Annotated in this window: 9 protein-coding genes; 5 read left to right on the forward strand and 4 right to left on the reverse strand. The window is 43.2% G+C overall.

From position 1 onward, the window contains the following. Positions 1-43 precede the first annotated feature (43 nt). The 3 genes from EYW48_RS04285 to EYW48_RS04295 form a co-directional block, all read right to left on the reverse strand. Positions 44-742, reverse strand: a complete 699-nt coding sequence (locus EYW48_RS04285) for a 1-pyrroline-5-carboxylate dehydrogenase (protein WP_277431909.1) — start codon at positions 740-742, stop codon at positions 44-46. Positions 743-763: 21 nt separating this feature from the next. Then, the gene (gene putA, locus EYW48_RS04290; RefSeq protein WP_277431910.1) at positions 764-3,886 is read right to left on the reverse strand and encodes a bifunctional proline dehydrogenase/L-glutamate gamma-semialdehyde dehydrogenase PutA; all 3,123 of its coding nucleotides are present in this window, start codon (positions 3,884-3,886) and stop codon (positions 764-766) included. Positions 3,887-4,140: 254 nt separating this feature from the next. Next, complete coding sequence (locus tag EYW48_RS04295; protein ID WP_053308962.1) at positions 4,141-4,965, reverse strand: AraC family transcriptional regulator; 825 nt, start codon at positions 4,963-4,965, stop codon at positions 4,141-4,143. A gap of 425 nt (positions 4,966-5,390) precedes the next feature. Here EYW48_RS04295 and EYW48_RS04300 point away from each other — a divergent pair, with 425 nt between their 5' ends. From EYW48_RS04300 to EYW48_RS04310, 3 genes are all read left to right on the forward strand, one after another. Further along, positions 5,391-6,494 (forward strand): PEGA domain-containing protein, encoded by a 1,104-nt coding sequence (locus tag EYW48_RS04300; protein ID WP_277431911.1) that lies wholly within the window; start codon positions 5,391-5,393, stop codon positions 6,492-6,494. A 157-nt stretch (positions 6,495-6,651) separates the two neighbouring features. After that, the gene (locus EYW48_RS04305; RefSeq protein WP_053308961.1) at positions 6,652-8,472 is read left to right on the forward strand and encodes an SUMF1/EgtB/PvdO family nonheme iron enzyme; all 1,821 of its coding nucleotides are present in this window, start codon (positions 6,652-6,654) and stop codon (positions 8,470-8,472) included. Between the two features lie 292 nt (positions 8,473-8,764). Then, positions 8,765-9,481: a PAS domain-containing protein gene (locus EYW48_RS04310; RefSeq protein ID WP_171979864.1), complete on the forward strand. Its 717-nt coding sequence runs from the start codon at positions 8,765-8,767 to the stop codon at positions 9,479-9,481. Between the two features lie 29 nt (positions 9,482-9,510). Here EYW48_RS04310 and pdxH read toward each other — a convergent pair whose 3' ends face one another. Then, positions 9,511-10,146, reverse strand: coding sequence for a pyridoxamine 5'-phosphate oxidase (pdxH, locus tag EYW48_RS04315; RefSeq protein WP_053308959.1), 636 nt, complete (start codon positions 10,144-10,146; stop codon positions 9,511-9,513). Positions 10,147-10,384: 238 nt separating this feature from the next. Between pdxH and EYW48_RS04320 the strand changes: the two genes are divergently transcribed. Both EYW48_RS04320 and EYW48_RS04325 read left to right on the forward strand, forming a co-directional pair. Then, positions 10,385-11,776, forward strand: coding sequence for an HlyD family type I secretion periplasmic adaptor subunit (locus tag EYW48_RS04320; protein WP_053308958.1), 1,392 nt, complete (start codon positions 10,385-10,387; stop codon positions 11,774-11,776). Between the two features lie 45 nt (positions 11,777-11,821). Further along, complete coding sequence (locus EYW48_RS04325) at positions 11,822-12,484, forward strand: transglutaminase-like cysteine peptidase (protein WP_053308957.1); 663 nt, start codon at positions 11,822-11,824, stop codon at positions 12,482-12,484. Positions 12,485-12,489 lie beyond the last annotated feature (5 nt).

A 12,489-nucleotide genomic window follows, 5' to 3' on the forward strand; every position in this document is an offset into this window, starting at 1 on the left:
CCTTCCATGCCCCTCCCGAAGGAGGGGAATAAAACAGAAAGGATTAGTGGGTTTCGCTACCAAGTTCAAGCAAGGTCGCATTACCACCCACTGCTGTTATATTTATTGTGCGAGTACGCTCGGTAATAAAGCGCAACGATAAATGTGGATCATGTGCTACCGGAATAGCGTTCAAATCCGTTTCAGACACTAGGCTGACAATCGCACCAGTGCGACTTGCTAGCTGACGGTTGAGCGTACGTTCAACCGAGGTGTGGCCAACATAACCTAGACATCTTACGTCTGATTCCATCAACTGGTGATAGGCATCAAAAGATGAAAATTGAATCACGTTAGCCGGTAAAGAAGATTGCTCAAAAGCAGCCTGTAGAGCTTGGGTTAACTCAATATCGTCACTACAAAAGACAACGCTATTACCCGCGACAAGCGCGGCGCAAAGTTGAGCAACCGAAGCTTGTTTCGCTTTATCGCTATGCTCACCTTGAATGATGAGGGCAACCCCACGCCCAGCGGTATAAAGCTCATTGGTTTCTCCAGTGGGTCCGATAAGCTGATGCGGTTGCGCCAACAAAGCAGAAGCCTGATGAAGATGATAAGACATGACTTTGGCCAACTGTGGAATAGAACTTTGTAATAAACCTTTAAATGAAAGTAAGCACTCACATTTAGAGTCAAAGTCGGTAATGTTCCAGTTTTCCCATGCAGAACAAGCGTCGGAAAAACGAGTCACTTGATGAACCATAATACTTCTCCTTCGCTTGAATTAATTAGCAAATACAGTTTGCGTAAAACGATACAGGTAATGAGGCCCACCCGCTTTAGGTCCAGTGCCTGAAAGTCCTTGGCCACCAAATGGTTGAACACCTACCACTGCGCCGACTTGGTCACGGTTGATGTAACAGTTGCCAACACGAGCATGTTTCTCTATCCAGCGATACGTTGTTTCATTACGGCTATGAATGCCCATGGTTAAGCCAAAGCCTGTTTGATTAATTTGCTCAACGACATCGGTTAACTCACGCGCTTTAAAGCGAACAATGTGTAAAATTGGACCAAACTGCTCTTCCGTTAAACAAGAAATATCTGAGATTTCAAAAGCAGTAGGAGGCACAAAGTCACCCCAATTACACGCCTCACTGAGGGGAAATTGAGCTACTTTTGTTTGTGTTTGCGTCATATGTTCAATGTGAGCAAGCAATTTTTGCTTGGCTTTATCATCAATCACAGGACCCACGTCCGTACTGTGTAAATGGGGAATACCGACGCTAAGCTCGTTCATCGCACCTTGGATCAAATTAATAATACGATCAGCGATATCTTGTTGAACAAACAACACCCGTAATGCCGAACAACGTTGTCCTGCGGAGGCAAATGCCGAGCGAATAACATCTCGCACGACCTGCTCTGGTAACGCGGTGCTATCAACGATCATCGCATTTTGGCCACCAGTCTCGGCAATAAATGGTACTGGGGCTGCATCGCGTTCCGCCAACGTCTTATTAATACGTTGCGCCGTTGCCGTCGAACCGGTAAACGCTACTCCCGCAATTGCTGGATGAGAGGTCAATGCACTACCAATTTCAGCGCCACGTCCAGGGAGGAGTTGAATCACACCTGTTGGGAAGCCAGCTTCTAGCATCAGCTCTACAGCTCGCGCTGCAATTAAACTGGTTTGCTCCGCAGGTTTTGCCACAACCGTATTACCGGCGACCAGCGCCGCAGCAATTTGACCAAGGAAAATTGCCAGTGGGAAATTCCACGGGCTGATACACACAAAGACACCCCGCCCCTCACGACAAACTTGACGCGTTTCGCCATCAAAACTTTCTACTTCAAATGGTTTTAATATTGCGACTTGCTTAGCGTAATAGCGACAAAAATCCACCGCCTCACGAACTTCATCAATACTATCGTGAATTGTTTTACCCGCCTCTTGATGGCAAAGCGCAACTAATTCAGCAAGATTCTCTTCCAATAAATCAGCAAGTTTGTCTAATTTTTCAGCGCGTTGCGTTGAAGGTTGCAGATTCCACGCTTCAAAGGCTTGCGCAGCCACCTCAATAGCAGCGGAAGCATGATCAAGGTTAGCAAACATCACCTGACCAACTTCAACTCGGCGATCATAAGGTGCGGAGACTACTTCAGGCTCAACGCCTTGGTTCACCATGCTTTGGTAGTGGTCAGTACCACCGATAACTGGTGCAGCACGCCATTGCTTGCTTAACCACGCTTCCACTTTCTCTGCAAAAGGTTTTGCTTCACTTTCGATATCAATATTGACTCCGTACGAGTTCGCTCGCTCAGGGAAGATATTCGAAGGTAATGGAATTTTGTTGTTGTACAGTGTGTCGTACGCTAGCAGCATATCAACCGGGTGTTGAGTTAGGCTGCTGATAGGGCAACGAGCATCCACCAAGCGGTGAACAAACGAACTATTTGCCCCATTTTCTAGTAAACGGCGTACCAAGTACGGTAGCAAGTCTTTGTGGCTGCCAACAGGTGCATAAATACGCACAGACTGCTTGTAGGCGCTCATTGCATGGTGGTAGAGAGCGTCACCCATTCCATGTAAGCGTTGGAATTCAAAATCTTTGTGCTGCGCCATCACTGCAATTGCCGTCACGGTTTGCGCATTATGGCTAGCAAATTGTGGAAAAATATTACCGCGAACACTCTCACTAAGTAGGAAGCGGGCGCACGCAAGGTAGGCAACATCAGTCGCTTCTTTACGAGTATAAACAGGGTAATTGCTATAGCCTGCTTGCTGTGACCATTTTACTTCACTGTCCCAGTAAGCCCCTTTGACTAGACGCAGCGGAATTAAATCTCCTTGAGCTTTAGCAAGTCCATTTAGCCACATCAAAACAGGTAAAGCACGTTTAGAGTAAGCTTGCACCACTAAGCCAAACTTACCCCATCCTTTCACTAAATCGCTGCGATAGACTTTCTCAAAAAGCTTAAGCGATAACTCAAGGCGATCAGCCTCCTCCGCATCAATTGTAATCGCCACATTCAGTTCAACTGCACGTTCCAAAAGCGAGAGTAATGTGCCGTAAAGTTCGGTGAGAACGCGTTCTTCATTTGCCACTTCATAACGAGGATGTAATGCGGAAAGCTTAATGGAAACCGAGGGGGCTGGGCTTGTTTCCAAACCATATTGGTCACGACCAACTGCCTCAATCGCCATCAAATAGTCTTTGAAATACTTGTTAGCATCGGCTGTTGTCAGCGCTGCTTCACCGAGCATATCAAATGAATAGGTGTAACCCTTATCACGCATCGGGCGGCCATTCTTCTGTGCTTCAGCAATGGTGCGCCCCAAAACAAATTGATGGCCCATTACTTTCATTGCTTGGTGCATCGCTTTGCGAATAACGGGTTCTGAAAGTTTGTTGACTAATCGATTCAATGCTTGTGCTGGACTGGCAGTTTCCGAGTCTGATAAACCAACAACTTTACCCGTTAACATTAAACCCCATGTTGAGGCATTAACAAAAACTGATTCAGAATTCTTAAGGTGAGATTTCCAGTCCGCCACGCTGAGACGATCTTTGATAAAGGCATCAGCCGTTTCAGTATCAGGGATACGCATCAATGCTTCAGCTAAGCACATCAGCAAAATGCCTTCTTGTGTATCTAAGCTGTACTCAAGTAACAGGGCATCAATCATCTGAACTGACTTTTTGTCAGCTCGTATCGCTTCAATTAATAATGTGGTTTTGCTCGACATTGCCGACTTTTCAGGCTCCGTCGGAGTTGCTAATGGAAGCAATTGTTTTAGCCATTGGGATTCGTCCACCATATAAAGTGGCGAGATCAGCGACCAAAGCTTATCAAGCGGTTGCTCGACAAACTCAGCTTTCAACACATCTGTTGCTGTAAACATGCGTTTTCCTCAATCTCACACCCGAAAAGGTCGGGTTTCCTGCAATGGCTAGCAGTGTATTTTGAGCCCGAGAAGAATACTTGTCAAAAACTCCGAGCTTTTTGCTAAAAACTCTGGCTATTAACAAAATAAAAACACAATCACATCAAAGAAAGCCACACGTTATGCCGTAAATTGCTACCTTGTTGCTAGAATTTAACTAAACTGAAGACACAGAAAAAACAAGCTTAGAAAAGAAATAGGAAAAAATGTCCTCAACTGCGACACATTTTCTTGTACTGGGAAGGAGAAACACCTTGTAGGCGAGTAAATGAATGAGTAAAAGTACTTTGTCCGGAAAACCCTGTCAGTTCAGCAATTTGACCAAAACTTAAACGTCCTTGCTCAATCAATGTTTTCGCCATATCAATTCTCTTACCGAGTAGATATTGATGCGGTGTAATGCCCATCTGTTCTTTAAATAACATATGAAACTGACTTTCACCCAGAAATACACTACCTGCTAATTGAGCGACTGAAATCTTATGGCTTAAATGCAATTCGATATAGCGATCGATCACTTCAAGATCAAAGCGAGACTCTTTACGGTGAGTGTCAAACACCGAGATATGGCGTTGTAGCAAAGCGATAACGGTATCATTACATGCGCGACTCAGCAGTAGGTCATCAGGGTTTGACTGCATTTCCTTGACCAGTAGATGGATCAATTTTTGAATTTGACCATCAAGCTTAAAATAAGTATCCGCACTCGATATTTCATTGATTTTTTGTAGTAATAAAGGATCATCATTGCTGGGCAAGGCCATGTTCAATACTAAAATATCAGACTGCCCCACTACGCCGCCGAAAGCATGATCAGAGCCAGATGTCACCACACACCCCTGACCAGGGCCGACTAAGTTACCCACGCCTTGAACTTCAAATTCAGCCTGACCTTTAAGTCCAATAACAATTTGCGTATAACTATGCTCATGACAATCCATATACGAGGGTAACGTCACCAACTCCGCAGGTTTTGGCGACAAAACTTTGTCATTTAGCTGGTAGTTAACCCGCTTAATCGGCGCAATATCACTCATTTTCGAACATCATATTGGATTGATTGCCAAATGTTATAACAAAACTATCAAGAGCCAAAATAAAGCCGTCCTTTTTAACCATATAATCATCAAAGCACATATAAAAAAAATGTCCATGGGTGAAATTAGTTTCGATTCTCAAATCGGAACAATGATCAAGTGCACATAAATTACGGTCAATGCGTGTTCAATCCCAAAACCCCTAAGTAGATCGAAAATAGAGGCTTGCATATTTCGTCATTAGGCTCAAAATGAGGATGCGCACTTATAAAATTTAAAAAATCAGTCACCTATTGGCAGATTTCAATAAATTTAGGTGTTATTCGGAATAGAATTTGCATTACGAAAACAGCTTATCTACTACAGCTGTCAAAAGTTTGTCTTTCCCACTTTTGTGGTTAAACGTTAATTTGTTGCAGGGACCTATGATCACACGTCACATCCCAGCGCTATTGCTTGCGCTAAGCCCTATTTGGGTATCTGCATCGGTGTACGCGGAAGAAGTTACTCAGGTTGATCCTGTCACCGCTATCGATGAAAAAATGACTACTAAACAGAGTGAAATCGACGCGATTTCTTCAGAATATGAAGCAGAGGGAGCCAAGCTTCAACAACTCAAAAATGAACAAGCTCGCCTTCAGCGTGAAGGTGAAGAGCTTAATGCTAAGCGAAATCGCGCTAAGTCTGCATTGGACAAACAATATGGCCGTCTTTTAGATGATCCAGATACAGATTTAGTCTCATTTCAAAAGAGGTACCAAGAAACTTGGTCTGCAGTAAAACAGAACCAAGCTGAGAAGCTCGAGAACAATCAAACCATGACCGAAAGCGAAATGCGTTTGTCTCAAATTAAACAAAAGCAAGCTCGCTTGAGTAATGAATACTCAAACCTTGCAGAATCACGCATTGAAGCAAGAGTAAAACGCTTAGAAGCAGAACTGCGTGAAAGCAGTGTTCTCGAAACAAGCTATAAAACGGCTTGTTCTACTACGATGACGCTAGGTGAATGTTCTAATCAAGGACAACATCTAACAAAACAAAAAGCAGTGAAGTCATTCCGTGCTAAATTGCTTGATAACTTGACTGAATCGGTTATTGCCAAGCAAAACCTCAAAGGTGTTGAGCTCAATATCTTTGTGCAAGAAAGTCAGATCATCCGCAGTGGTTTCGAAGGTAACAATGAATATTTCACGCAAATGCAAGCCCAGCTTCAGGCAAAACCAGAAGCCGTTGCTGCTTGTAAGTTGTTGAATGTTTCTTCTAGATATTGCTTAAAAGGCGGAACATCGGAAGGCACAAAAAAGAATGACAAACAGTGGGCAAATATTACTGTCCGTTCAGATCAGTACAATGACGCTGTGACGATCAATGGCATTAACTATGGTAGTACACCGGTTGAAATCGTCCTACCAAGTGGCCGCCACCAAGTAACGGTATCGAAAGATGGTTACGAAACCTACAATCGTGTGCTCACGATTAACGGCAACGATACGGTTTGGGTCAAACTTAGACCAAACAAAGATAGCTAAATAGTCCGCAGATAACGCAGTTTTTCTGTCGTAATTCACAAAGATGCGGTTAAAACGCCATTTTGTCACTAAGTTATTGAAAGATGACTTCAGACAAAATGGCGTTTTCGTTTAGAATAGTCACAATGAACTAATAACCTAACTGAAGTAGATAACAATGCGACAAGGTTTACCCGCTCTCTTATTAGCACTTTCGCCTTGCTTAGTGGCAACGTCGACGATGGCAGAAGGAACGCCTTCCTCAGTTATTGCCATTGATGACGCGTTGTTTACTAAACAGTCCGAGTTACAAGCAGCCCAAACGGCAGCCAATGAGCAGCAGGTGATGGTCAATAATCACCAAAGCGAACTGGATAGGCTTAATCAACAGACTCAAAGCTTAGATGCCGCGCTCACTAAAGCGAAAGCCGATTTAGAACGCGACTATATGAAAATGATCGATGACCCTGATCTGGACATCATGCCATCTCAAAATGCCTATCAGTCGGCTTGGGCCAATGTAAAGCAAAACCAGAAAGCACGTTTAGAAGCAGAGCAAAAACTCCAAGAGCTCGAAGCCCTACTGGCTGAAAAAAAAGCGGCTCAACATACCGTCGAAAAAGGCATTGCTGAATTAGAGCAACATAAGTTGCGTGCACGCGTTGAACGTTTAAAAGGTGAGCTCAGACAAAACGGTGAGCAAACGGTCAGCTTTACTAATGCATGTAGTGCAGACATGACACTCGCTCAATGCGCAAAACAAACTAACGATTTAGCCTTACAAAAAGCCGTTAACCAATACCAAAGTCACTTAATCGATCAAACTACTGAATCTAACCTAGTGAAGCAGCACTTAGCGAATGTGTCACTCAACATTCATGTGCTACGTCATAAAGCCGTAGAATCGGGATTTTACAGTGGCAACAAGTTCAAAACCGTACTGGATGTACAACTGGACGCAAGACCTAGTGAAAATACTCCCTGCAAACTACTGAATGTCGATTCACAATACTGTTTCGCCCCTGGAGAATACTCGCCAAACGGTGAAAAGCAGAAAGAGGTAGCCTGGGTCACACTCTCTATTCGTTCTAACCAATACAGTGACAAAGTCACCATTGATAGCGTTCACTACGGCAGTACCCCCGTTGAGGTGATGCTTCCTGTTGGACCTCATGTCGTAACAATAGAAAAAGAAGGTTATCACTCTTTCCATCAAGAGCTCAAAATTACATCCGACAATACGTTGCGAGCCGTTTTGCGTGAAAAAGACAATATATTAAAAGCTGGTCATAAGTTTGCCGACACATTAAAGGGGGATATTAAAGCCCCAGAGCTTGTCACATTAATTTCCGGTGAATACTTAATTGGTGAACATGCATCAAAACAGATTCGCCTTGATCATGCTTTCGCAATTGGAACAACACCAATCACGGTTGGTCAATTTGAAACCTTTATTAATCAAACGACTTATCAAACGGATGCTGAATTACAAAAACTTTGTACCACTGTCTCTGAGTCTGAGATCACTCCGATTGCCGGAAGCTACTGGCGCGATCCCGGCTTTAAACAATTAAGCCAATCTCCGGTCGTGTGCATCAGCCAAAATGACGCTAAAGCTTATACTCGTTGGCTAAGTAAACAGACTGGCTATACCTACCGCCTTCCAACCGAAGACGAATGGGAAATAGCGGCGAGAGCAGGGGCACAAACCGATTACTGGTGGGGCAATGACTTTGGTACAGGAAAAGCCAATACAGGCTGGAGTGGCACTCCTTGGTCAAATAAAAGCACCTCACCAGTTAAGTCATTTGCACCTAATAACTTGGGTATCTATGACGTCGTAGGTAATGTTTGGGAATGGACCAATGACCCTGTAGGTAAAGCAAAAGGTGGGGCATGGAGCTTTTCTCCATCGACAGCAGCCGCTCATGGCAAACTCTTTATCGCTCCTGCTACATCTGCTAACTATGTTGGTTTTAGAGTAGTTAGAGAACTTTAAGCATAATCAAAGCAGAAAAGGGGGGAATTCCCCCCTTTTTTCGTGCTGTATAGATCGAATATAGTAGCGACGATTATTAAACAAGTTTAATAATTTATATCCATGTGGTATATCCGTGAATTCAGCGAGACCCTAGCAGAATTCACAGAACCTCTTCTACACGTCGACAAGATTCATTTCTTGTTTTTATGCCAGCCCCTCTTCAGGCTGGCTTTTTTTATTCATGATTTTGCATGATTACAACTGTGAATGCTCTTGGTATCATATCGGTCTGATATCTAGGGGATCTATCGTGAGTAACTTTCTCAGTGACGAACAAATTTCGTTATTTAAGCAACTACCTGGCTACTGGGGGTGCAAAGACCTTAACTCAGTATTTGTTTACGCGAATGATGCTTATGGTAGGTTAATCGGTGTTGAGGATGCAAAACAGTGTATCGGTCTTACCGATTTCGAGATGCCTAGCCCAACCACAACGTGTGCAACTGAATTTCAGCAACAAGATCACTACGTCATCACCACTCAAAAACAGTTAAAAGTACTCGATATCCACCCTTATCCCGATGGCTCTTGGCGAGCACATATCTTTACCAAAACACCGTGGTTCAATGTTCAAGGAGAAGTTCAAGGCACGATTTTCTTTGGTCAAGAGTTAACCGATACCGCTATCTTGGAGGTAGGACATTGGATATGCAGAGCAACGGGACTGACGACAGCTCAGCATGCCACCAGCCTTCACGAGACGTTGAAAAACACATTAACAACCAGAGAATCCGAAGTGTTATTTTTGCTTCTCTATGGTAAAAAGCCCAAACACATTGCTCGGGTAATGAACATTTCAACTAAAACCGTCGAGGGTTATGAAGCAAAGCTAAGAACTAAGTTTGGCGCACACAGCAAAGAGCAGTTAATCGATATGGCACTCGACCAAGGTTATGGTTCTCATATCCCTAAGACACTACTCAAAACACAGTTATCAATCGTCTTAAATAACGAATGCCCCGCATAAATCGGGGCATTTTTATCAAGTCATAGTCACTATGGAGCTAGGCGTTCAATATCCCATGCTTGATCATGATGAGTAAATATAAATCGGTCATGCAAACGGTGCTCGCCCCCTTGCCAAAACTCTATCGACTCAGGCTTGATGCGATATCCCCCCCAAAAACTGGGAACTGGAATATCACCTTTCTCGAACTTCTTCTTCAATTCTAAATACTTACCTTCTAAGATGCCTCGAGCAGAGATGCGGCTACTTTGACGGCTCGCAATGGCGGCTATTTGGCTCTCTTTAGGACGAGATGTGAAATATTTCATATTTTCAAAAGCTGACAGCTTTTCAACGATACCAGTAATGTGCACTTGCCTCTCAATAGGATGCCAAGGGAAATGCAGACTAATTTTGTTATTGTGCTCAATATGCTGCGCTTTGCGGCTGCCTAAATTGGTATAAAAGACAAATCCCTCTTTTTCGACATTTTTCAACAAGACGATTCGCTGAAAAGGTTGGCCATGCTCGTCAACGGTTGCCACTGTCATGGCGGTAGGATCGGTAAGACCGGCATCAATAGCTTGTTGAAGCCAAAGATTAAATTGATCGATCGGATTGGCCAGCAAATCTTTGCGTCTCAACCCACCTTGAATATATTCACGGCGAATGTCTGAAAGTTCCATTGCGACTCCTGTGAGTTTTTTGGTGATTGTGCGCTTATCAGTGAGAGAACTCAAGCGTGTGGCAACACCACAAAATCAATAATTAACAGCTAAACTGTAATAGAAACTGAAATTGAAAGCATCTATTGATTAAAATACTGAATACAAGCCTAATGATGAGTAGCAAAACCTTAACATTTTGCTAGACAAGTAATAAAATCAAGCAAATACACAATATGACTAGGCACAAGGATAACCCATGAGCAATAAGAGTTATAACAAACTCTCCACCACTGAATTAGAGTATGTGGACGATAAAACTGCCGCTCTACTGCTCAATACACCAAATAGTGCGCGTATTATGCTTTGGGTTATGGTCTGCTTCTTTATTTTGGCGATATTTTGGGCTTCATGGGCAGAAATAGATAAAGTCACCGTCGGACAAGGCAAGGTGGTTCCCTCTTCGCAAATTCAAGTAGTGCAGAACTTGGAAGGCGGCTTGGTAAAACAAATAATGGTTCGCGAAGGTGAAAAGGTCCAAAAAGGGCAACAACTGCTGCTTATTGACGATACTCGTTTTCGTTCTGATTACCGAGAACGCGAACAACAAGTCTCCAACTTAACGGCTAGCGTTTTACAGCTCTCGGCTTCAATTACTAGTGTAGTGATTGACGAAAATTTCGATGAAAATCAATGGCAAAACAGCGTAAGAATTGATTTTAACAAACTGGCTTTCCCTCCCATATTAAAAGATACTCAGCCTCTGTTAGTTGAAAGACAGAAAGCCGAATATCGTCAAGATTTGAATAATCTTCGCAACCAACTCTCCTTACTTGATCAACAAGTTAAACAGAAACAGCAAGATCTCGTTGAAATAGAAGCTAGGGTAAAGAACCTCCGCCAAAGTTATAACTTCGCTCAAAAAGAGTTGGAAATCACCCAGCCTTTAGCTGATGAAGGCGTTGTGCCTCGAATTGAATTACTCAAATTACAGCGCCAAGTTAATGATACGCGTCGCGAGATGACATCCAGTGAACTGAAAATTCCGGTACTGAAATCAACCATTCGGGAAGCGATGCTTAACCGCATTAGTGCCGCGCAAACATTCCGCTCTGAGCAGCAAGAAAAGCTGAATGATGCTCAAGACAAGCTATCCTCTATTACAGAGTCGGCGGTAGGCCTTGAAGATAAAGTAAATCGTACCGTGGTTGTCTCTCCTGTGACTGGCACAATCAAAACACTTTATGTCAACACCGTTGGCGGTGTTATCCAACCAGGAATGGATATTGTCGAAGTAGTGCCCACCGAAGATACGCTAGTCGTCGAAGCGCAAATAGCCCCTCAAGACATTGCTTTTCTGCATCCAGAACTACCTGCTATTGTTAAATTTAGCGCCTATGATTTTACTAAATATGGTGGCTTAGAAGGACGACTTGAACACATCAGCGCTGATACTACGCAAGATGAAGAAGGTAAAAGTTATTATCTGGTTCGTATCAGAACCAACGAAACCAGTTTAGGTCATGATGCAAATTTACCGATTATTCCAGGAATGACGGCATCAGTAGATATCATTACTGGTAAACGCACAGTAATGGATTACTTACTAAAACCAATATTAGGCGCGCAAAAAAATGCACTTAGGGAATAACCTTCACCCAATGAACGTTAAACAAAACGTTGGTCATAACTACCAATGAAGTTTTGGCCTGCGTTGTTTTTATTGATATTGACGACATCCGCACCACAAGCGCTCAACACCAAAGAGCAACAGTGGGTGGATGCGGTGACTCGCACTTATGGAACTCGAGCAGGCAAGCGAGTTGAAACGTGGCGCAAAGAAATCGCCAAGTACCAAAATGCGTCGGAACAGCAACAACTCACAAAAATAAATAGTTTTTTCAATCAATTATATTTCGTTAACGATATTGATTTGTGGGGGAAAAATGACTATTGGGCAACACCTCTTGAGTTTCTCGGCAGCAATGCCGGAGACTGTGAAGATTTCACTATTGCAAAGTACTTCTCACTGCTTGAATTAGGTATCGATGATAAGAAGCTACGTCTTGTATACGTTAAAGCAATAGAGTTAAACCAGTTTCACATGGTACTTGCCTATTATTCAACACCGAATGCCGAGCCTTTAATTTTAGACAATATAAATCCTGAAATTAAGCCAGCATCGGTACGTCGCGATTTACTGCCGATATACAGTTTTAACGGTAAGAATTTGTGGCTAATGAAATCGAAAAATGGCCAGCTCGCTGGAGATTCTTCACGGTTGAGTCTTTGGAATGACTTACGGGCTCGTGAGCGTTCGCTAAAATTAAATAAACCAATAATAAGTTACGATGAGTAGGTAAT

Origin of the sequence: Vibrio sp. 1180_3 (genome assembly GCF_029478545.1) — a bacterium.
Taxonomy (GTDB): Bacteria; Pseudomonadota; Gammaproteobacteria; order Enterobacterales; family Vibrionaceae; genus Vibrio; species Vibrio aestuarianus.

Bases quoted from the DNA above. Each gene is read 5' to 3' on its own strand.
- EYW48_RS04300 (WP_277431911.1), top strand. From the start codon at position 5,391: ATGATCACACGTCACATCCCAGCGCTATTGCTTGCGCTAAGCCCTATT.
- pdxH (WP_053308959.1), bottom strand. From the start codon at position 10,146: ATGGAACTTTCAGACATTCGCCGTGAATATATTCAAGGTGGGTTGAGA.
- EYW48_RS04285 (WP_277431909.1), bottom strand. From the start codon at position 742: ATGGTTCATCAAGTGACTCGTTTTTCCGACGCTTGTTCTGCATGGGAA.
- putA (WP_277431910.1), bottom strand. From the start codon at position 3,886: ATGTTTACAGCAACAGATGTGTTGAAAGCTGAGTTTGTCGAGCAACCG.
- EYW48_RS04305 (WP_053308961.1), top strand. From the start codon at position 6,652: ATGCGACAAGGTTTACCCGCTCTCTTATTAGCACTTTCGCCTTGCTTA.
- EYW48_RS04325 (WP_053308957.1), top strand. From the start codon at position 11,822: ATGAAGTTTTGGCCTGCGTTGTTTTTATTGATATTGACGACATCCGCA.
- EYW48_RS04320 (WP_053308958.1), top strand. From the start codon at position 10,385: ATGAGCAATAAGAGTTATAACAAACTCTCCACCACTGAATTAGAGTAT.
- EYW48_RS04295 (WP_053308962.1), bottom strand. From the start codon at position 4,965: ATGAGTGATATTGCGCCGATTAAGCGGGTTAACTACCAGCTAAATGAC.